The organism is Pseudomonas sp. 1L-E-NC-VB-C3 (genome assembly GCF_057291535.1).
Genome location: NZ_JBXAWD010000011.1, coordinates 193093 through 212045, shown reverse-complemented (window position 1 = coordinate 212045; position 18953 = coordinate 193093). Strand labels below are relative to the sequence as shown.

At 59.9% G+C, this 18953-nt stretch carries 21 protein-coding genes; 12 read left to right on the top strand and 9 right to left on the bottom strand.

What is annotated here, in order from left to right; all coding sequences use genetic code 11:
- Nucleotides 1–208: 208 nt before the first annotated feature.
- A complete protein-coding gene (ppnN, locus tag AC0Z5Z_RS19445) occupies nucleotides 209–1582 on the top strand; it encodes a nucleotide 5'-monophosphate nucleosidase PpnN (protein WP_073471165.1) in 1374 nt (457 codons plus the stop codon).
- Between the two features lie 202 nt (nucleotides 1583–1784).
- Here the strand turns inward: ppnN and AC0Z5Z_RS19440 are convergent, their stop codons facing one another.
- Together AC0Z5Z_RS19440 and AC0Z5Z_RS19435 are read right to left on the bottom strand one after the other, a co-directional pair.
- Nucleotides 1785–3188 (bottom strand): FAD/NAD(P)-binding protein, encoded by a 1404-nt coding sequence (locus tag AC0Z5Z_RS19440; protein ID WP_485611546.1) that lies wholly within the window; start codon nucleotides 3186–3188, stop codon nucleotides 1785–1787.
- Nucleotides 3189–3752 (bottom strand): helix-turn-helix domain-containing protein, encoded by a 564-nt coding sequence (locus tag AC0Z5Z_RS19435; protein ID WP_041480799.1) that lies wholly within the window; start codon nucleotides 3750–3752, stop codon nucleotides 3189–3191.
- An 85-nt stretch (nucleotides 3753–3837) separates the two neighbouring features.
- Here AC0Z5Z_RS19435 and AC0Z5Z_RS19430 point away from each other — a divergent pair, with 85 nt between their 5' ends.
- From AC0Z5Z_RS19430 to AC0Z5Z_RS19400, 7 genes are all read left to right on the top strand, one after another.
- Nucleotides 3838–4773 (top strand): DMT family transporter, encoded by a 936-nt coding sequence (locus AC0Z5Z_RS19430; RefSeq protein ID WP_485611545.1) that lies wholly within the window; start codon nucleotides 3838–3840, stop codon nucleotides 4771–4773.
- Between the two features lie 170 nt (nucleotides 4774–4943).
- Nucleotides 4944–7862, top strand: a complete 2919-nt coding sequence (locus AC0Z5Z_RS19425; protein WP_150635048.1) for a monovalent cation/H+ antiporter subunit A — start codon at nucleotides 4944–4946, stop codon at nucleotides 7860–7862.
- Nucleotides 7862–8206 (top strand): Na+/H+ antiporter subunit C, encoded by a 345-nt coding sequence (locus tag AC0Z5Z_RS19420; protein ID WP_016775082.1) that lies wholly within the window; start codon nucleotides 7862–7864, stop codon nucleotides 8204–8206. The genes AC0Z5Z_RS19425 and AC0Z5Z_RS19420 overlap by 1 nt, the downstream gene beginning before the upstream one ends.
- Nucleotides 8203–9882, top strand: a complete 1680-nt coding sequence (locus AC0Z5Z_RS19415; protein WP_095180236.1) for a monovalent cation/H+ antiporter subunit D — start codon at nucleotides 8203–8205, stop codon at nucleotides 9880–9882. The genes AC0Z5Z_RS19420 and AC0Z5Z_RS19415 overlap by 4 nt, the downstream gene beginning before the upstream one ends.
- On the top strand, nucleotides 9879–10367 hold the full coding sequence (locus AC0Z5Z_RS19410) for a Na+/H+ antiporter subunit E (RefSeq protein ID WP_041480806.1): 489 nt from the start codon (nucleotides 9879–9881) through the stop codon (nucleotides 10365–10367). The genes AC0Z5Z_RS19415 and AC0Z5Z_RS19410 overlap by 4 nt, the downstream gene beginning before the upstream one ends.
- Nucleotides 10364–10642, top strand: coding sequence for a K+/H+ antiporter subunit F (locus AC0Z5Z_RS19405; RefSeq protein ID WP_041480807.1), 279 nt, complete (start codon nucleotides 10364–10366; stop codon nucleotides 10640–10642). The genes AC0Z5Z_RS19410 and AC0Z5Z_RS19405 overlap by 4 nt, the downstream gene beginning before the upstream one ends.
- The gene (locus AC0Z5Z_RS19400) at nucleotides 10639–11001 is read left to right on the top strand and encodes a Na+/H+ antiporter subunit G (protein WP_485611544.1); all 363 of its coding nucleotides are present in this window, start codon (nucleotides 10639–10641) and stop codon (nucleotides 10999–11001) included. Before AC0Z5Z_RS19405 ends, AC0Z5Z_RS19400 begins: the two co-directional genes overlap by 4 nt.
- 114 nt (nucleotides 11002–11115) lie before the next feature.
- Here AC0Z5Z_RS19400 and AC0Z5Z_RS19395 read toward each other — a convergent pair whose 3' ends face one another.
- The 4 genes from AC0Z5Z_RS19395 to AC0Z5Z_RS19380 all read right to left on the bottom strand — a co-directional run bounded on the left by AC0Z5Z_RS19395 (nucleotide 11116) and on the right by AC0Z5Z_RS19380 (nucleotide 13455).
- Nucleotides 11116–11556: a DUF3995 domain-containing protein gene (locus AC0Z5Z_RS19395; RefSeq protein WP_353187595.1), complete on the bottom strand. Its 441-nt coding sequence runs from the start codon at nucleotides 11554–11556 to the stop codon at nucleotides 11116–11118.
- A gap of 92 nt (nucleotides 11557–11648) precedes the next feature.
- A complete protein-coding gene (locus AC0Z5Z_RS19390) occupies nucleotides 11649–12665 on the bottom strand; it encodes an ABC transporter substrate-binding protein (protein WP_236168660.1) in 1017 nt (338 codons plus the stop codon).
- 125 nt (nucleotides 12666–12790) lie between these two features.
- On the bottom strand, nucleotides 12791–12988 hold the full coding sequence (locus AC0Z5Z_RS19385; RefSeq protein ID WP_485611543.1) for a hypothetical protein: 198 nt from the start codon (nucleotides 12986–12988) through the stop codon (nucleotides 12791–12793).
- Nucleotides 12985–13455, bottom strand: a complete 471-nt coding sequence (locus AC0Z5Z_RS19380; protein WP_353956552.1) for a hypothetical protein — start codon at nucleotides 13453–13455, stop codon at nucleotides 12985–12987. The genes AC0Z5Z_RS19385 and AC0Z5Z_RS19380 overlap by 4 nt, the downstream gene beginning before the upstream one ends.
- A gap of 459 nt (nucleotides 13456–13914) precedes the next feature.
- Here AC0Z5Z_RS19380 and AC0Z5Z_RS19375 point away from each other — a divergent pair, with 459 nt between their 5' ends.
- Nucleotides 13915–14127 (top strand): hypothetical protein, encoded by a 213-nt coding sequence (locus AC0Z5Z_RS19375; protein ID WP_236168680.1) that lies wholly within the window; start codon nucleotides 13915–13917, stop codon nucleotides 14125–14127.
- A gap of 49 nt (nucleotides 14128–14176) precedes the next feature.
- A complete protein-coding gene (locus AC0Z5Z_RS19370) occupies nucleotides 14177–14416 on the top strand; it encodes a DUF2789 family protein (RefSeq protein ID WP_485611542.1) in 240 nt (79 codons plus the stop codon).
- A gap of 6 nt (nucleotides 14417–14422) precedes the next feature.
- Here the strand turns inward: AC0Z5Z_RS19370 and AC0Z5Z_RS19365 are convergent, their stop codons facing one another.
- The 3 genes from AC0Z5Z_RS19365 to AC0Z5Z_RS19355 all read right to left on the bottom strand — a co-directional run bounded on the left by AC0Z5Z_RS19365 (nucleotide 14423) and on the right by AC0Z5Z_RS19355 (nucleotide 16973).
- Nucleotides 14423–14626, bottom strand: coding sequence for a hypothetical protein (locus tag AC0Z5Z_RS19365; RefSeq protein ID WP_016775093.1), 204 nt, complete (start codon nucleotides 14624–14626; stop codon nucleotides 14423–14425).
- Nucleotides 14627–14735: 109 nt separating this feature from the next.
- Nucleotides 14736–15959, bottom strand: a complete 1224-nt coding sequence (locus AC0Z5Z_RS19360; RefSeq protein ID WP_442962989.1) for a methyl-accepting chemotaxis protein — start codon at nucleotides 15957–15959, stop codon at nucleotides 14736–14738.
- Nucleotides 15960–16568: 609 nt separating this feature from the next.
- Nucleotides 16569–16973: a TraR/DksA family transcriptional regulator gene (locus tag AC0Z5Z_RS19355; RefSeq protein ID WP_016775095.1), complete on the bottom strand. Its 405-nt coding sequence runs from the start codon at nucleotides 16971–16973 to the stop codon at nucleotides 16569–16571.
- Nucleotides 16974–17376: 403 nt separating this feature from the next.
- Between AC0Z5Z_RS19355 and AC0Z5Z_RS19350 the strand changes: the two genes are divergently transcribed.
- Both AC0Z5Z_RS19350 and AC0Z5Z_RS19345 read left to right on the top strand, forming a co-directional pair.
- The gene (locus AC0Z5Z_RS19350) at nucleotides 17377–18285 is read left to right on the top strand and encodes a MurR/RpiR family transcriptional regulator (RefSeq protein ID WP_056789250.1); all 909 of its coding nucleotides are present in this window, start codon (nucleotides 17377–17379) and stop codon (nucleotides 18283–18285) included.
- Nucleotides 18286–18346: 61 nt separating this feature from the next.
- On the top strand, nucleotides 18347–18952 hold the full coding sequence (locus AC0Z5Z_RS19345; protein WP_150635039.1) for a glutathione S-transferase: 606 nt from the start codon (nucleotides 18347–18349) through the stop codon (nucleotides 18950–18952).
- The last annotated feature ends 1 nt before the right edge of the window (nucleotide 18953 follow it).

Here is an 18953-nt window from a genome sequence, read left to right as displayed (position 1 = left end):
TTGAGTGACAAAACGCGCAACGGAAAAAACTCGCCGGCGCATTATCGCATCGCACCGGGTTTTAGCTATGCTGAGGCTCCTTTTCATCTTTTCAAAGTCCAACGGGACATGGCGGTATAGCGCAGATCGTGCCATCTTCATTCATGGATACACACTATTCGGATGCCATCCGCTGCGTTGTGGATGACATCGTTTTAAGGATCACTGCATGACCCAACGACACGTAATCAATGCCTCGGTCAGCCCGAAAGGCAGTCTGGAAACCCTTTCTCAACGTGAAGTCCAGCAACTGAGCGAAGCCGGATCCGGCAGCACTTATACCCTCTTCCGCCAGTGCGCCCTGGCCATCCTCAACACCGGCGCGCATGTCGACAATGCCAAGACCATCCTCGAAGCCTACAAGGACTTCGAAATCCGTATTCACCAACAGGATCGCGGCGTACGCCTGGAGCTGCTGAACGCTCCGGCCGACGCGTTCGTCGACGGCGAGATGATCGCCAGCACCCGCGAAATGCTCTTCAGCGCCCTGCGCGACATCGTCTACACCGAGAACGAACTCGACAGCCAGCGCATCGACCTGAGCAATTCCCAAGGCATCAGCGACTACGTGTTCCACCTGCTGCGCAACGCGCGCACCCTGCGCCCGGGCGTCGAGCCGAAGATCGTGGTGTGCTGGGGCGGCCACTCGATCAATACCGAAGAATACAAATACACCAAGAAAGTCGGCCACGAACTGGGCCTGCGCAGCCTCGACATCTGCACTGGTTGCGGCCCTGGCGTGATGAAAGGCCCGATGAAGGGCGCGACCATTGCCCATGCCAAACAACGCATTCACGGCGGTCGCTACCTCGGCCTGACCGAGCCAGGCATCATCGCCGCCGAAGCGCCGAACCCGATCGTCAATGAGCTGGTGATCCTGCCGGACATCGAAAAACGTCTGGAAGCCTTCGTCCGTGTTGGCCACGGCATCATCATTTTCCCGGGCGGCGCCGGTACGGCCGAAGAGTTCCTGTACCTGCTCGGCATCCTGATGCACCCGGACAACGCAGGCCTGCCCTTCCCGGTCATCCTCACCGGGCCGAAGCATGCCGCGCCGTATCTGGAACAGCTGGATGCGTTCGTCATCGCGACCCTCGGCGAAGCGGCGAAGCAGCATTACGAGATCATCATCGACGACCCGGCCGAAGTAGCGCGGCAGATGACTCAAGGCTTGAAAGCGGTGAAGCAGTTCCGCCGCGAGCGTAACGATGCGTTCCATTTCAACTGGCTGTTGAAGATCGATGAGGGCTTTCAGCGTCCGTTCGATCCGACCCACGAAAACATGGCCAACCTGAAACTGCACCGCGACCAGCCACCGCATGAACTGGCCGCCAACCTGCGCCGGGCGTTTTCCGGGATCGTCGCCGGTAACGTCAAGGACAAGGGCATTCGCCTGATCGAAGAGCACGGGCCGTATCAGATCCGTGGCGATGCGGCGATCATGCAGCCGCTTGATGCACTGCTCAAAGCCTTCGTCGCCCAGCACCGGATGAAACTTCCGGGTGGCGCGGCGTATGTGCCTTGCTACCGGGTCGTCGCATAATCTCAAGCCGTCACAAAAGCCCAATGTGGGAGCTGGCTTGCCAGCGATAGCGGTCTTTCATTCAACAGAGACGTTGAATCAGATGACGCTTTCGCGAGCAAGCTCGCTCCCACAGGATTTATGGTGTGCCGCAAATTGTAGTCACAACCTGAATCCCATTGTGGGAGCGAGCCTGCTCGCGAAGAGGCCCAAGAAAAACACATCAGTCTCTCAGGCTATCCACCAACCGCCGAGCCAACGCTTTGGCCTGCGCAGCGACGTCCGTCACTGCCGTACTCTCCCACCACATCCCGCGCAACGGCGGTCCCATGGCAAACAGCTGACTACTCACGCGCCCTTCGGCACCCACCACTGCGCCGTCCTTTGCCGAGATCCCCAGCGCCAACGGCCCCGGCCGCACCAGCCCCCGCGCCAGCAACTGCTGTGGCAACGGTCGTGCGACTCGCCGCCAGTCGTATTCAATACCGCTGGAGTTGATCAGCGCCGCACCACTCACAGTAGATGTTTCAGCCTCACCCCGAGGACGGATGCGAATGGTCACAGCATCGCCAGAGCCGGGCTCAATGCCCTTGAATGACGCGGCGTGAATGCGCAAGCGTCCTTCCTTGTGCAGCCGTTCGATCAACTCGGCACTCAGTGGCGGCGAACGATGGTGGTGACTCTCCCACCATGGCCGTACATGCCGTACGAATTGTCGACGCTGCACGTCAGTCGCCTGACTCCACAACCGCGCGATATGCGCGCGAACCGTATCCAGCGGCGCCTGCCAGTCGATGCCTTGGGCGATTGCGTCGCGACAATGTCGGCGCAATTCGCGCACCAACTGGCGTGGCGTGCGGATGCTGTGATCTGCTGCCAGAAAATCCACCCAGGCCGGCGGTTGACGGCGCACGTGCGGCAGCAGGCCATGCCGGGAGAATACCTCGATCGGCCCGCGATGCCCGGCCTGCTCCAGCGACACCACGGCATCGACCATGGTCAGACCGGAGCCGATGATCACCACGGTGGACTGCGGGTCGAGTTCGCGCATGGCCGCCACATCCCAGGGATCAAGCGCGGCGGCATTAAGGCCACTGGAGTGCGTCTGCGGCGTGCGGGCGGCGGGAAACATGCCAGTGGCCAGCACTGCCAGCGATCCACGCAAAATCCGGCCATCGCTCAAGGTGAGCTGCATTGAGCCGGTCCCGCTTTGCAAGTCGACGGCTTCAGCACAAATATGTTCAACGGTCGAACCTTGCAGCGCGCCCACCGCCCGGGCCTCAGCCAGACGCTGTTGCACATAGACCCCGAACAGGCCGCGCGGCGGAAACAGTTCACTGACCGGCACGTCCTGCTCGGCAGATTCCGGCCAGCCGCCATCGGCAATATGCGCGGTCAACCACTGCGTCAGATCATCAGGATTATCCGGATCGACGCTCATCCGCGCCGCGTTGCCGTTCAGCGTATGTCCCAACTCGACTGCGCTGTAAGCCTCGCCCCGGCCCAGTTCAGGACGAGGCTCGATGATCACAGTTCTCCGTTGTCCAGGCAGACGTAGCAACTGCACCGCCAGCATCGTGCCGCTAAGGCCGCCGCCGATGATCAGAATGTCCGCAGGCTGCTCCATTCAGATCACCACATTACGCACGAACCGCGCAGCCACATCGCCATCGTTGCGGTAGGCATGCGGTTGATTGCTGGCGAACATGAAAAACTCTCCTTTATTGATGTGCTGCGCCTGATCGCCGAGCATCAGCGTCAGGCAACCCTCAAATACGTAGATCTGCTCGCTCCAGCCATCGGCGTCCGGTTGTGATGGATAAACTTCGCCCGGTTGCAGGCACCACTCCCATTGCTCGACTTCGCGGCTCGCGGTGGCTTTGGACAGTAGCACGGCTCTGCTGCCGGGAATCGTGCCCGCCCAGGCAACCTCATTGATCCGGCTCGGGTCGCGCGCATCGTGCGCCTGGATCAGATCACTGAACGCAACGTCGAGCGCTTCGGCGACGCGATCAAGCGTGGTCAGGCTGACATTCTTTTCCCCCGCCTCGATCGCCACCAGCATCCGTCGGCTGACCCCGGACTTTTCCGCCAGTGCGGTCTGGCTCATATCCGCCGCATGGCGCAGGCGTCGAACGTTCTGGCTGACGTGTTGCAGGACGGAGGCTCGCTGGGTCGAATCTTTGTGCACTATATTGCTCACTCGGTGGAGTTGGGCAGTATACTGCGCAACGTTGGCGGCATTGTGCGGCCTCCCTTTTAATGTGCGCAAGGTCATGATGCCGCCAAACAATTCTGCGTCCCGAATCCGCTTTTCCCGCTTCAGCAAAGCCGAGTGCGTGCTGGTGCTGATCACCATGATCTGGGGCGGCACGTTTCTGATTGTGCAACATGCCATGACGGTCAGCGGCCCGATGTTTTTTGTCGGCCTGCGCTTTGCGGCCGCGGCGGCGATCGTGGCGATGTTCTCCTGGCGTCATCTGCGCGAACTGACCTTGTTCGAAGTGAAGGCCGGGTCGTTCATCGGCGTGGCGATCATGCTCGGTTACGGCCTTCAGACGGTCGGGCTGCAAAGTATTCCGAGCAGCCAGTCGGCGTTCATTACCGCGCTGTATGTGCCGTTTGTGCCGCTGCTGCAATGGCTGGTTCTGGGACGGCGTCCGGGGTTGATGCCAAGTATCGGGATCATGATGGCGTTTGCCGGACTGATGTTGTTGTCCGGCCCCTCGGGGGCGGCGTTGAATTTCAGTCCGGGAGAAATCGCGACCTTGATCAGCGCCGTTGCGATTGCTGCTGAAATCATTTTGATCAGCACTTTCGCCGGGCAGGTTGATGTGCGGCGGGTGACGGTGGTGCAACTGGCGGTGACGGCGGTGTTGTCGTTCTTGCTTGTGGTCCCGACCGGTGAAGTGATTCCGGAATTTTCCTGGTTGTTGCTGGTGACCGCTTTGGGTCTGGGCGCAGCAAGTGCGGCGATTCAGGTGGCGATGAACTGGGCGCAGAAGAGTGTTTCGCCGACTCGGGCGACGTTGATCTATGCCGGTGAACCGGTGTGGGCCGGGATTGTCGGACGGATTGCCGGAGAGCGCTTGCCGGCGATTGCACTGGTGGGCGCCGGGCTGATTGTGGCGGCGGTGATTGTCAGTGAGTTGAAGACCAAGGGAAGGACCACCGAGGCAGAAGCTGAGCTGGAGCGGGAAACGCAGGCGTGACCCGCAATCTTTTCTGGCTGCTCGCGAAAGCGCCGCACCATTGTTGCCTCTGAAACAACGCCAAACACAAAATTCCAGACTACTTTGTAGGATTCTGAGACATCCTCGCGTTTGGTGATCAGGGAGCTGGCACGTATGATGCTTCACAAACTTCCGCAGATTAGAAGCCTATGTCCCTGATAGTTCTACTGCTTCTGCCGTTCATCGGCAGCTGTCTGGCAGCGGTGCTGCCGCACAATGCGCGCAATGCCGAATCGCTGCTGGCGGGTCTGGTCGCTTTGATCGGCACCGTTCAGGTCGCAATGCTGTACCCGCAAATCGCCCACGGTGGCGTGATCCGCGAAGAATTCATGTGGTTGCCCAGCCTCGGGCTGAACTTCATTTTGCGCATGGACGGCTTCGCCTGGCTGTTCTCGATGCTGGTGCTCGGCATCGGCACACTTGTCTCCTTATATGCCCGTTATTACATGTCGCCGGACGATCCGGTGCCGCGTTTTTTCGCATTTTTTCTGGCGTTCATGGGCGCCATGCTCGGGCTGGTGATCTCCGGCAACCTGATTCAGATCGTGTTCTTCTGGGAGCTGACCAGCCTCTTTTCGTTTCTGCTGATCGGCTACTGGCACCACCGCGCCGATGCACGGCGCGGGGCTTATATGGCGCTGATGGTCACCGGTGCCGGCGGGTTATGTCTGCTGGCGGGGGTCATGATTCTCGGCCATGTCGTCGGCAGCTATGACCTGGACAAGGTCCTGGCCGCCGGCGATCTGATTCGTGCACATGCCCTCTACCCTGTTCTTTTGCCACTCATCCTGATCGGCGCGCTGAGCAAAAGCGCGCAATTCCCGTTTCACTTCTGGCTGCCCCACGCGATGGCGGCACCGACGCCCGTCTCGGCCTATCTGCACTCGGCGACCATGGTCAAGGCCGGGGTTTTCCTTTTGGCACGTCTGTGGCCGTCGCTGTCCGGCAGTGAGGAATGGTTCTACATCGTCAGCGGAGCGGGCGCCTGTACACTGTTGCTTGGCGCGTACTGCGCGATGTTCCAGAACGATCTCAAAGGTTTGCTGGCCTATTCGACCATCAGCCATCTCGGTCTGATCACTTTGCTCCTGGGCCTCAATAGTTCACTGGCCGCAGTGGCAGCAGTTTTTCACATTCTCAACCACGCGACGTTCAAAGCTTCGCTGTTCATGGCCGCCGGCATCATCGACCACGAAAGCGGCACCCGTGATATCCGCAAGCTCAGCGGTCTGATCAAACTGATTCCCTATACGGCGACGCTGGCCATGGTCGCCAGTGCCTCAATGGCCGGCGTGCCGCTGCTCAACGGTTTCCTGTCGAAAGAAATGTTCTTCGCCGAAACCGTGTTCATCAACGCCACCGCGTGGGTCGAGACCAGTCTGCCAATCGTCGCGACCATCGCCGGCATGTTCAGCGTCGCCTACTCCCTGCGATTCACCGTCGACGTGTTCTTCGGCCCCACCGCCACTGACCTGCCACACACGCCGCACGAGCCGCCGCGCTGGATGCGCGCCCCGGTCGAGTTGCTGGTCTTCACCTGTCTGCTGGTGGGGATTTTCCCGGCGCAGATCGTCGGGCCATTACTCGCCGCTGCGGCACTGCCGGTGGTCGGTGGTGAGTTGCCGGAATACAGCCTGGCCATTTGGCACGGTTTGAACGCACCGATGATCATGAGCCTGATCGCCATGTCCGGCGGCATCATCCTCTATCTGCTGCTGCGCAAGCAGTTCAAGCTCGGCCATTTCAAGTATCCGCCGCTGGTCGGCCGCTTCAACGGCAAGCGTTTGTTCGAGCGCAGTCTGGTCGTGATGATGCGCATCGCCCGGCGCGTCGAGCGGCGCCTGGGTACCAAGCGCTTGCAGATGCAGCTGTTCCTGATGGTTTCGGCCGCCGTGCTCGCCGGTCTGATCCCGATGCTGCACAGCACGCTGACCTGGGGCGACCGGCCGAAAATACCTGGTTCCATCGTCTTCGTGACCCTGTGGCTGTTGGCGATCGCCTGTGCGCTCGGCGCCGCATGGCAGGCGAAATATCACCGTCTCGCTGCACTGACCATGGTCAGCGTCTGTGGCCTGATGACCTGCGTGACCTTCGTCTGGTTCTCCGCGCCTGATCTGGCGCTGACGCAACTGGCGGTCGAAGTGGTGACCACGGTGTTGATCCTGCTTGGTCTGCGCTGGTTGCCGAGACGCATCGAAGAAGTCTCACCACTGCCAGGCAGCCTGCGCAAGGCGCGTATCCGTCGTCTGCGCGACTTGCTGCTGTCGATTGCGGTCGGTGCGGGGATGGCGCTGTTGTCCTACGCCATGCTCACCCGGCAGACGCCGAACCATATTTCCTCTTTCTACCTCAGTCGCGCCCTGCCCGAGGGCGGCGGCAGCAACGTGGTCAACGTGATGCTGGTGGACTTCCGTGGCTTCGACACCCTCGGCGAAATCACCGTGCTGGTCGCCGTGGCGCTCACCGTGTTCGCCCTGCTGCGCCGCTTCCGCCCGCCGAAGGAAAGCCTGCAGTTGCCGGCGCAGCAACGCCTGCTCGCGCCCGACGTGGTCACCGATCTGGTCAACCCGCGTTCGGCCAGCGACACCGCGCTCGGCTTCATGATGGTGCCGGCGGTGCTAGTGCGCCTGCTGCTGCCTGTCGCGCTGGTGGTGTCGTTTTACCTGTTCATGCGCGGGCACAATCAGCCGGGCGGCGGTTTTGTCGCCGGGCTGGTGATGTCGGTGGCTTTTATCCTGCAATACATGGTTGCCGGCACGCAGTGGGTCGAGGCGCAAATGAGCCTGCGCCCATTGCGCTGGATGGGCACCGGTCTGCTGTTCGCCACCGCCACCGGTCTCGGTGCGATGCTGGTCGGCTATCCGTTCCTCACCACTCACACCTGGCACATCAGCGTGCCGGTGCTGGGCGACATCCATATCGCCAGTGCGCTGTTCTTCGACATCGGCGTGTACGCCGTGGTGGTCGGGTCGACGCTGCTGATTCTCACCGCCCTCGCCCACCAATCGGTGCGCGGCCACAAGACGGCCTCGCTGCCCAAGTCAGTCGCCAGCAAAGGAGCCGTCTGATGGAAGAAGTCATCGCAATCGCCATCGGCATTCTCGCCGCGTCCGGGGTCTGGCTGATCCTGCGCCCGCGTACCTTTCAGGTGGTCATGGGCCTGTGTCTGTTGTCGTATGCGGTCAACCTGTTCATTTTCAGCATGGGCAGCCTGTTCATCGGCAAGGAGCCGGTGATCAAGGACGGCGTGACCCAGGACTTGCTGCATTACACCGACCCGCTGCCCCAGGCGCTGGTGCTGACGGCGATCGTCATCAGCTTCGCCATGACCGCACTGTTCCTCGTCGTATTGCTCGCCTCGCGCGGCTTGACCGGCACCGACCATGTCGACGGCCGGGAGCCTAAAGAATGATGGCGATGACTCACCTGATCGCTGCACCGATCCTGCTGCCGCTGCTGACCGCCGCAATCATGCTGATGCTCGGCGAGAAACACCGGCCGCTGAAGGCGAAAATCAACCTGTTCTCCAGCCTCCTCGGCTTGTTCATTTCAGTGATGCTGCTGCAATGGACGCAGACCACCGGGGTGCCCGGCTCCATCGGTGTGTACCTGCCGGGCAACTGGCAGGCACCGTTCGGCATCGTCCTGGTGGTTGATCGCCTGTCGGCACTGATGCTGGTGCTGACCGGCGTTATCGGCGTCAGTGCGTTGCTGTTTGCCATGGCCCGCTGGGACGGCGCCGGCTCAAGCTTTCACGCTCTGTTCCAGATCCAGCTGATGGGCCTGTATGGCGCGTTCCTGACGGCGGATCTGTTCAACCTGTTCGTATTCTTCGAAGTGTTGCTCGCCGCATCCTACGGCTTGTTGCTCCACGGCTCGGGCCGGGCGCGGGTGTCGTCGGGGTTGCATTACATTTCGATCAACCTGTTGGCATCGTCACTGTTTTTGATCGGCGCTGCATTGATCTACGGGGTGACCGGCACGCTGAACATGGCTGATCTGGCGATGAAGATTCCGCTGGTGCCGGAAGCCGATCGTGGCCTGCTGCATGCTGGCGCGGGGATTCTTGCGGTAGCGTTTCTGGCCAAGGCCGGGATGTGGCCGCTGAACTTCTGGCTGGTGCCGGCCTATTCCTCGGCCAGCGCGCCAGTGGCGGCGATGTTTGCGATCATGACCAAGGTCGGCGTCTACACCCTGCTGCGCCTGTGGACGCTGCTGTTTTCCGGTCAGGCCGGCGCCTCGGCATTCTTCGGCGGCGACTGGCTCATCTACGGCGGCATGGCGACCATGGCTTGCGCAGGGCTGGCGATTATCGCCGCGCAACGCCTGGAGCGCATGGCCAGCCTGAGCATTCTGGTGTCGGCAGGCATCCTGCTCTCGGCGATCGGCTTCGCCCAGCCGAACCTGATCGGCGCTGCGCTGTTCTATCTGGTCAGCTCGACCCTGGCGCTGAGCGCGCTGTTCCTCTTGGCCGAACTGATCGAGCGCTCGCGCTCGGCCAACGAAATTCCGCTGGAGGACGAAAGCGAACTGCTGCCGCGCCCGCAGGAATCGCTGCAACCGCCCAAGGGCATCAACCTCGACGACGAACAGAAAGCCGTGGTCGGTCAGGTCATCCCGTGGACCATGGCCTTTCTCGGTTTGAGCTTCATTGCCTGCGCGCTGTTGATTATCGGCATGCCACCGCTCTCCGGATTTATCGGCAAGCTCAGCCTGATCGGGGCATTGCTCAACCCGTCGGGACTTGGCACTGCGGCGCCGCTGCCTCCCGGCGCATGGGGATTGCTGGCCCTGTTGATCCTGACCGGTCTGGCCTCCCTCATGGCCTTCTCTCGCCTGGGTATCCAGCGCTTCTGGACGCCGGAGGAGCGCCCGTCACCACTGCTGCGCAAACTCGAATGCGCGCCGATTTTTCTGCTTCTCGGGCTGAGCATTGTTCTGACGTTCAAGGCTGAACCGCTGTTGCGCTACACCCAGGCTACGGCCGATGCGCTGAACAATCCGCAGCAATATGTGCTCGCAGTTCTCGGTACACGTGCGGTGCCGAGTCCGCAAGCCAGAGCTGACATGCTCGAGGTGCAGCCATGAATCGACTGTTTCCGGCTCCGTGGTTATCGCTGGCGCTGTGGGTCTTGTGGCTGACCCTGAACCTGTCCGTCAGCCCGGGCAATCTGCTGCTCGGTGCCGCGCTGGGCTTCGCCGCGCCGCTGATGATGCGCAAATTGCGGCCGAAACGTGCGCGCATTCGCAATCCGATGGCCGTGCTGCGCCTGTTTCTCCTGGTCGGTCGTGACGTGATCATGTCCAACCTGATCGTCGCCTGGGGCGTACTCAACGCCGGACGGCGCCCGCCCAACTCATGCTTTATCAAGGTGCCTCTGGATCTGCGCGATGCTCATGGTCTGGCGGCACTGGCGATGATCTGCACCGTGGTGCCCGGCACCGTATGGTCGGAGCTGGCGCTGGACCGCAGCGTTCTGTTGCTGCACGTCTGGGACCTGCACGACGAGGCGCAGTTTATCGAGCACTTCAAAAGCACCTACGAGCGACCGTTGATGGAGATTTTCGAATGAGCCCATTGCTGTCGAATGCCATTCTGCTCACGCTTTTTCTGTACTGCGTGGCGATGACGCTGACGCTGGTGCGTCTGTTCAAAGGCCCGTCAGCTCAGGATCGGGTACTGGCGCTGGATTACCTGTACATCGTCGCCATGCTGATGATGCTGACCCTGGGCATTCGTTACGCCAGTGATACCTACTTTGAGGCGGCGCTGTTGATTGCGCTGTTCGGCTTCGTCGGCTCGTTTGCCCTGGCGAAATTCCTGCTGCGTGGCGAGGTGATCGAATGAACGCCGAATTGTCTTTGTGGGTCGAGATTCCGGTGGCGGTGCTGCTGGTACTCAGCGGCGTGTTTACCCTGCTGGGCGCAACCGGATTGCTGCGCATGAAGGATTACTTCCAGCGTATGCACCCGCCAGCGCTGGCCTCGACAATCGGTGCCTGGTGTGTGGCACTGGCGTCGATCATCTGCTTTTCAGCGCTGAAGTCCGGGCCAGTGGTGCATGCCTGGCTGATTCCGGTTCTGTTGGCGATCACCGTGCCAGTGACCACCCTGCTGCTGGCGCGGGCGGCGTTGTTCCGCAAGCGGATGGCCGGGGATGATGTGCCGGCAGAGGTGAGCAGTCGTCAGACTCAAAGTGGTAACTGATGATCATGTGGCGCCTGTGATGGCGCCATCGCTACACCAGGAATCCGCTCTCCCATGTGGGAGCGAGCCTGCTCGCGAAGAGGCCAGTCGGGGCGTCGCCAATTCCGGATCAGCTCAAACCCAAGCCACCGCCAACAACCCCGCCCCCAGCAGCGCACACAACGGCGAATACACCCAGGTATCCAGCCGCGCAAATCGCGAACCTTTCACTTCCTTGAAAAATCCGACCAGATTCGAGTCACCGATCGCTCGGGCGAACATCAACAACGCTATTGCGCTGATCACCCATTGCAGTGCCTTGTGCTGCACCGCCGGCACGCCCCAACCGACCCGCATGCAAACCAGCGCGGCAATTATCAGCAGCGCAGCGGCGACTGCCAGCGTCAGCCAGCCTGAGGGCTTGAAGGCCGGGCGTACCGAGGCCACGAAGCCCGACACCGGCACCTGCGGCACCACCACCGCAGCCGCCCATTGCCCACCCAACGCCCAATACACGTGCATCAGGCCGATTGCCGCGAAGACAGTCACCAGCCATTGAGCCAACACAAAGGTCATGGTTGAAATCCTTCAAAGGGATTTGAACAAACCATCCTAGTCGGATTTTTTGGCCGTGCACGACCGGTCGGCGGTGCGCTGCGTTGACCGCGTTATTTCAGATCAGCCGTCACCTTGTCAGCCACATCCTTGGGTAACCAGGCCTGCCACACGTCCGGATGCGCTTTCATGAACGCGACCGCCGCCTCACGAGGTGCGGTGTGCTTGTCACTCATATCCGCCAGTGCCTTGTTCAGCGGCTCGATGGGAAAATCGACCTTGCTGAAGAATTCGGCAATTTGCGGGTTCTGCTTTTGAAACGGCGTAGACACGCCAATCGACAGCTTCGATGCCAGCGAGCGGGTTGGTTTCGGATTGGGATTATCGGCATCTGTCAGCGTCTTCCACGCCTCGGCATCGAACGGCGGCTCTTCCAGCTGCACCAGTTTGAATTTGCCAAGCAGCGGCGTCGGCGACCAGTAATAGAACAACACCGGTTTGCCGCGACGAATCGAAGAGCTGATCTCGGCATCCAGCGCAGCGCCGGAGCCGCTGCGGAAGTTGGTGTAGTCGTCCTGCAAGCCATACGCCGTGAGCTTCTGCTTGTTGACCACTTCCGAAGTCCAGCCGATCGGGCTGTTGAGGAAACGCCCTTTGCCCGGGCTTTCCGGGTCTTTGAACACGTCCTTGTATTTCTTCAGATCAGTGACACTGCGCAGATCCGGCGCCAGCGGCTTGATGCCTTTGGCCGGATCGCCCTTGATCACGTACTCCGGCACCCACCAGCCTTCAGTGGCGCCTTTTACCGTATCGCCCAGGCCGACCACTTTGCCCTCGGCTTCGGCCTTGACCCAGACCGGACTGCGTCCGGCCCACTCCTCGCCAATCACCTGGATGTCATTGTTGGCCAGCGCGGTCTCAAGCGTGATGGTGGTCCCGGGCAAAGTGTCGGTCGGCAGGCCATAGCCTTTCTCGACGATAACCCGCAGCACCTCGGTAATCAGGCTGCCGCTTTCCCAGTTCAGGTCGGCAAAGTGCACCGGCGCCTGTGCCGCCTGCAGCGATTGCGCTGACGTCAGCAAACCAAAGGTGGCCACGCTGGCGGCCAATAACCGTCGAAATCCGTTCATGCATCGCACCTCGTGCTGTTCACAGCAATGGCAGTTGGCCTGACAGAAACGCAAGCCTCTGAATGACTCAGTCAACTGACTTTAGCCGAGGTTCCTGCTTTTTTCGGGGTCTGCTGCGCGCGGTGTTACGTTTCAGACTTTTCCTGCAGGCTTTGCAGCTCACGTCTGACCATGCTGGCGTATGCCGCCGGTTGCAATGCATAGAGCTGCGACGCTACCCAACTCAGCCAGGCACCTTGCAGTTCGGCCTTGCGGGCGAACAAGCGCTGAGCTTCTTCGCGTGCGCTGTCGAGATTATGCGCATGGAAATCCGCGCGCTTCACTCGCTGGCCTTGAAGGTCACCAGCTCGCCCTTGCGCCATTTGGCGGCTTTGGCAGTGACGGCTTTGAGGGTTTTGGTCAAACCTTCCTGCAGCTGCTCATTGGCGGCGAACACGGTGACGACGCTATGGCCTTCCCTGAACAGGATCGCGTGACCGTCGGCCGTGCTGACAAAGGCGTAATCGCCCAAGCCGTAGACCGTCAGTTTGATGTCGCGAAAACGAATGTCCATCTTGCCGCCTTCACGGCTGGGCAAAACTGACGCGATGAAATGGTCGCCAACCTTGAGTTTGAGTCCCGGTTTGTCATCGACTACCAATGCACTTTCGGTGTCGATTTCGGCGATGTAAATGCCTTCGGCGTTTTGCTCGGTGATGTAAACAAAACGTGATTGGAATTGCTTGACCAGCTTTGCACGCAAATCACCCAGCACGAACAAAGCATGCATATCGAGGTTACTGACTGCCAAAGAAACATCCCCACATTTGAAAAACCGCGCAGCGAAAAACGCCCACGGCAAAGAAACGGCCAGGCCGATGAAAACTGCAAATACATTCAAACACCCGAAGCGAGCAAAGCACTCTTGAATCGCGAGGTTCGTAGACTACTGGATTGTCATTAGTGAAACCTGCTCTGAAATCGCCAAAGCTTGAAGGAAAACGCCTCAAGTGCGACTAGAGCAATTCTGACTACGAACTTCAGGGAAATTTCTCACGAAAAAAAGCACTTTTCCGACATATCGCTGGCGAAAAATTGCTTTAGATAAGCCCGGTCGTCAACAGGTACTGGCGATTCTAGAGCAGCGATGCTCATTACGACTACCCGCAACGGCCGTTAAATCCCGGCCGACTGATGAAAAGGACTTCATATGTGCACTTTGACTCATTTTGCCACGTCGGCTGACGCGCGAATCACCCCATCTCTGACGATGAAGGTTGCCGACCTCGACAACCTTCCGACATCTTCTAACAATCATCGAACCCCGCACTTTCAAGTGGTGCCGGCAGGTATTGCGTTCTTTCACATCAAGGAGATATCCACGGGACGTGTCAGAGGTTTCCGCGGCAATCACAACGAAGCCTGCGCCCTCGCCCGCTCGCTTGAATCAAAAATCGAACTCCGCGCCAGCGCCTGCCTCTGATAAGGGAGTGAACGAACAAGCCGTACCGGCACCAACCCAGGAGTAGATGATGGAACTGCCAACCGAGCTTAACCTGACCACCCTTTTCGAACAGCTGGGCCTACCAGCCGATGAAGCGTCGATCAATAATTTTGTCGAAGCCCACCCTTTGAAATCTGATATCAAATTGATCGATGCCGATTTCTGGACGCCCCAACAGGCGCAACTACTAAAAGAGTGGCTGCGTGAGGACGGCGAAGAAGCGGTAATTGTCGATGAGCTGAACGTGCGCCTGCATCGCGGTAAATAAGGTCGATCAGTGCAGGCTGTCGCCGGGCTCGATGTTCAGTTGTTCGAGCCAGGCAGCCTTGCACTCCTCCGCTTCATCGCGACTGGCGAAGGCTGTGCCGCGTCGCTCCCCGTTGAGCAAAACCACCCAGCACACACTGCGCCCCATCGCGCGTAAGCCGGCCGGAACGCCGCTGCCGATCATCACTGCCACATCCACCCTGCACTGCATGTGCCCTCCGAAATAATTAGCTACCTAACTAAGTCGTCAGGTTAAAGCTTTCCTTCGAGAGGAAACAGCAACCGCCGTGCACAGATTCATTGCGTCAACGGTAACAATCTCAGCGTGGATTCTCCGGTTTGTAGCCCAGCCGCAATCCGCCCCAATGCCGGCCCTTGATCATGATCGGCACCGAAAGATCATGCATCAGCTCACCCGTATCGCGCGTGTAAGTCTGCAGCAAAACTGGTTGTTGATGGCTGCCGCAACGGATGCCCGTGCGGTCAGCGAATTTGCGTTTGGTGCGGTTATTTACCGTGTCGACCTGCACATCACCGGTCAACGGCTGGCTGAATGCCTGGTTATGCGTCGGCACATAACCCTGCTGCGTGCAGGCGATCGCGAAAACCAAACCTTCATGACGCGCTAACAGAGGCTCTTGAATCGCGGGCAAGACCTGATCTGTGTACTGATCAAACCTGGTCTGAAATTTGGCTGGTTCGGTACCCGGAATCGGCTGGTAGCTGCGATCGAACAAATCATCCAGGCTGATCCGCCCCTGCTCGACATCAGCTTCGAAGCGCGCTGCGATCAGGCTCGCACCTTCGCGCGCCAGGTCATAAATGCGCTGGTGATAGTCGTCCAGACCGACTTCGGCCAAGCGTTCGCTGATGGTTTCCGCCTGCCCTTCCATCTGCACCGCCGCCTCGGCGAGGCGGCGGGTCTGCTGATCGCTGATCGCCAGATCGCTACGCATTTGCTCAATCGCGCTGAACAGCGCATCAAGCTGCTCGCGATTGGTTTGCGCGCCACGGGCGATTTCGCTGACCTGGGTTTCCACTCCGGCGGCAAGTCGCGCGATGTTCTCCAGATGCTGACCGGTGTGCTCGACCTGTTCGACGCCGGTATGCAGATCACTCGACAACTCGCGAATCTGCGCCACCACTTGCGCGGTGCGCTGCTGAATGTCTGCAACCATCTCACCGACTTCGCCCGTGGCCGCCGCCGTCCGTGCCGCCAATCCGCGTACTTCATCGGCGACCACGGCGAAACCGCGACCATGTTCGCCCGCCCTGGCCGCTTCAATAGCTGCGTTCAAGGCCAGCAGATTGGTCTGGCTGGCGATCGACTGAATCACCAGCGTCACCCGCTGAATGTCGTCGCTGCGCACACTCAGGGCCTCGATCAGCTCGCGACTGGCGTTGGCGCGCTGACTGAGTTGCTGCATGCGCGAAATCGAGTCGAGCAGTTCGCTGCGCCCCGCCGCGCTGCTGTGATGCGCTTCGCTGGCGGCGTCCAGCGCGTCGCGACTGAGCTGTGAAGTCGCCTGCTCGGTGGCGATCATCACTTCGGCGTTGCTGACGATCTGCGCCGCCGCGTCGAGTTGCGATTCAAGTTTGCTGGCTAGCGCTTTGACCGAAAACGCCACGCCGGCGGCAGACAGTGCGTTGTGACTGGTGGTGTAGGAAAGATCGCGGGTCAGTGCGGACAATTCGCTCGCACTATCGACCGGGACAGCAACAGGAGCGCTGCGCGAACGCAGGCGCGGCAGCCAGACAATCAGTATCGCCAGCGGCATGCCGAGGTAGAGCGACCACTCGGCCATGGCCATGCCGGCCAGCAACAGCATCAGGGCGATGCTTTGCAGGGTCGGTGCGATCCAGCGGTTTTTCGGCAAAAGCACTGGTGCAGGCAGCGCCGCAACCAGAGATCCATCTCTCGTCATCTTGATCACCCCACGTTTGTTCTCATTGTTGTGACTGCATTAAACGCCACTACAACGCCATTATCCATGGTCCGTTAGTCGTGGGGTCTGTGGCAGGTCAATGGAACGACGGGGAAATATCGCAGACGAGCAAAAACAAAGATCGCAGCCTCGCGCAACTCCGTGTAGAAGCTGCCGAAGGCTGCGATCTTTTCAAGGCGCCCCTGTTGAAAGGGTCACCCCACAGAATCAGGCCTGACGCTGGTGCTTGTCGATCTGCTCGTGACGCTCTTGAGCTTCGATGCAGTACTTCGTGGTCGGGCTGATCAGCAGACGCTTCAGGCCAATGGCCTCGCCGCTGTCGTCGCACCAGCCAAAGCTGTCGTCCTTGATGCGCTCAAGAGCTTGTTCCAACTGCGGCAGCATGCGCTGGTCGCGATCGATCGCGTTGACCAGCCAGGTGCGCTCTTCTTCAACCGAAGCCGCGTCCGCCGGGTCAGCCGGGGTGTCCAGGCTTTCGATGGCGATACGGTTTTGCTCAATGCGCTCGTGGGTTTCGACTTTCATGTTCTGCAACAGCTCAGTGAAGAAAGCGTGTTGCTCTGCATTCATGTAGTCATCTGCCGGCATAGCCAGCAACTTGTCCTTTGTCATTGATATCTCTATAAAAAAACGTGCATTAAGGCGAATAAGGGAGCGTTTCGGCGAACCGTGTCGGCCGTCGAAAAGGCATCGTTTTATTGCAAACGCCACCCGGCACTCAATTTACGAGGGGCGGCAGTCTAAGGCCCGATCAAGGCCTCAGCAACTGTAAATACAGGGAATTTGTCCGACAGGACCAGGAAACTGCTCTGACACAGGCTTCACACGGCCATCGGAGTGCGTTTATAGCAAGAAATTCACTCCAGCGGCTGTATATAGAAGACAAACGGCTAACCATGCCGCCATCGACAGCGGAAATTATTCTCGCAAGGTGCATCGTTTCAGCCCGGCAGAGCCCGCGCAGCCCTTCTATGATCAGGCTTACCGCGTGATCAACCCGCCCGAAGGATGTCCTATGCCCCGCCCCGATCTGCCGGCCGCCGACGAACTTTCGCTCGCCAGCCCCCCGATCACTGCCGAGCGTCTGCTGCAAACGATTAGCGACGAATATGACGCCCTTCCGCGTCAGCTTAAACGTATCGCCAGTTACATTAGCCAGCAGAGCGAGCGAATCATGGTCGACCGCATCAGCGACATCGCTCGTGAATGCGAGGTGCATCCGTCCGCCATCGTGCGTTTTTCGCAGCGCTTCGGGTTCAGCGGCTTCAGCGAAATGCAGGCGCTGTTCCGCCAGGCCTGGACGCACAAGGCCACGCCGGCGCAGAACTATCAACAACGCATCCGCAGCCTGATCGCCAGCAAATCGCAGACCGCCAACAGCGGCGAGCTTGTCCGCGAGTGTATCGACGCAACGCTATCGGGCATCGAACGTTTGGGCCGCGAACTGGATGGGGCTGCGTTCGACAAAGCTGTCGATCTCATCGTCAATGCCGACGACATCTATGTGGTCGGGGTCCGCCGTTCGTTCGCCGTCGCCGATTATCTGGTTTACAACCTGCAGCACACCCAGAAGCGCATTCATCTCGTCTCCGGCATCGGCGGCAGCTATCGCGAGCAAATGCGCAGCGTGCGCGCCAACGACCTGGTCATCGCCATCAGTTTTGTGCCCTACGCCAAGGAAACCCAGCACTGCCTGCGATTCGCGCAGCGTCAGGACGCCAATACCCTGATCATCACCGACAGCCCTCTGTCGCCACTGGCGAAACTTGCCAATAGCGTGTTGCTGGTCAATGAAGGCAGTGCGCTGGCCTTTCGTTCGCTAAGCGCGACACTGTGTTTATGTCAGGCGCTGTTTGTGGCGGTGGCCTATCGGCTGGAACTGAATGTCGATGAGATTCACGAACAACCCGGATTCGACGACTGACAATTGTCTCAGGCTCGGCTAGGTTATGCGTTCCCACCGGTTCGACTTGAAGGAACGCGTCATGAAACTGATCGGCATGCTCGACTCCCCTTACGTGCGCCGCGTAGCAATCTCCGCCAAATGCCTGGGGATTGACCTCGAACACGAGTCGGTCTCGGTGTTCCGCCACTTCGAGCAATTCCAGCAGATCAACCCGGTGGTCAAGGCGCCCACGCTGATCCTCGACGACGGCGTGGTCCTGATGGACTCGACCCTCATCCTCGACTACCTCGAAGCCAGTTCCGGCAAGAGCCTGCTGCCCAGCGATCTCACACAACGCGCCCACGCCCTGCGTCTGATCGGCCTCAGCCTCGCCGCTTGCGAAAAAGCCGTGCAGCTGTATTACGAACGCAACTTGCGCCCGGCCGACATTCAGTATCAACCTTGGGTTGAACGCGTTGAAGGCCAACTCGCCGCCGCGTTTACCGCCCTGGAAAAAGAACTTGAGCACAGTGACTTGCCGGTCGACGGCTCCCTCGCCCAGACCGGCATCAGCCTGGCGGTTGCCTGGAGCTTCACCAACCTCGTCGTGCCCGATCAGGTCGACTCCGCGCGCTATGCGCGCATCGCCGAATACACCGCCTACGCAGAAGGCACCGACGCGTTCATCAGCACACCGATGACCTGAC

Coding starts and splice junctions, on each gene's coding strand:
- AC0Z5Z_RS19375 (WP_236168680.1), top strand. CDS start 13,915: ATGAAGGTTGCCGACCTCGACAACCTTCCGACATCTTCTAACAATCAT.
- AC0Z5Z_RS19400 (WP_485611544.1), top strand. CDS start 10,639: ATGAACGCCGAATTGTCTTTGTGGGTCGAGATTCCGGTGGCGGTGCTG.
- AC0Z5Z_RS19345 (WP_150635039.1), top strand. CDS start 18,347: ATGAAACTGATCGGCATGCTCGACTCCCCTTACGTGCGCCGCGTAGCA.
- AC0Z5Z_RS19370 (WP_485611542.1), top strand. CDS start 14,177: ATGGAACTGCCAACCGAGCTTAACCTGACCACCCTTTTCGAACAGCTG.
- AC0Z5Z_RS19395 (WP_353187595.1), bottom strand. CDS start 11,556: ATGACCTTTGTGTTGGCTCAATGGCTGGTGACTGTCTTCGCGGCAATC.
- AC0Z5Z_RS19365 (WP_016775093.1), bottom strand. CDS start 14,626: ATGCAGTGCAGGGTGGATGTGGCAGTGATGATCGGCAGCGGCGTTCCG.
- AC0Z5Z_RS19350 (WP_056789250.1), top strand. CDS start 17,377: ATGCCCCGCCCCGATCTGCCGGCCGCCGACGAACTTTCGCTCGCCAGC.
- AC0Z5Z_RS19355 (WP_016775095.1), bottom strand. CDS start 16,973: ATGACAAAGGACAAGTTGCTGGCTATGCCGGCAGATGACTACATGAAT.
- AC0Z5Z_RS19390 (WP_236168660.1), bottom strand. CDS start 12,665: ATGAACGGATTTCGACGGTTATTGGCCGCCAGCGTGGCCACCTTTGGT.
- AC0Z5Z_RS19405 (WP_041480807.1), top strand. CDS start 10,364: ATGAGCCCATTGCTGTCGAATGCCATTCTGCTCACGCTTTTTCTGTAC.
- AC0Z5Z_RS19425 (WP_150635048.1), top strand. CDS start 4,944: ATGTCCCTGATAGTTCTACTGCTTCTGCCGTTCATCGGCAGCTGTCTG.
- AC0Z5Z_RS19420 (WP_016775082.1), top strand. CDS start 7,862: ATGGAAGAAGTCATCGCAATCGCCATCGGCATTCTCGCCGCGTCCGGG.
- AC0Z5Z_RS19410 (WP_041480806.1), top strand. CDS start 9,879: ATGAATCGACTGTTTCCGGCTCCGTGGTTATCGCTGGCGCTGTGGGTC.
- AC0Z5Z_RS19440 (WP_485611546.1), bottom strand. CDS start 3,188: ATGGAGCAGCCTGCGGACATTCTGATCATCGGCGGCGGCCTTAGCGGC.
- AC0Z5Z_RS19360 (WP_442962989.1), bottom strand. CDS start 15,959: ATGATCGCCACCGAGCAGGCGACTTCACAGCTCAGTCGCGACGCGCTG.
- AC0Z5Z_RS19415 (WP_095180236.1), top strand. CDS start 8,203: ATGATGGCGATGACTCACCTGATCGCTGCACCGATCCTGCTGCCGCTG.
- ppnN (WP_073471165.1), top strand. CDS start 209: ATGACCCAACGACACGTAATCAATGCCTCGGTCAGCCCGAAAGGCAGT.
- AC0Z5Z_RS19430 (WP_485611545.1), top strand. CDS start 3,838: ATGATGCCGCCAAACAATTCTGCGTCCCGAATCCGCTTTTCCCGCTTC.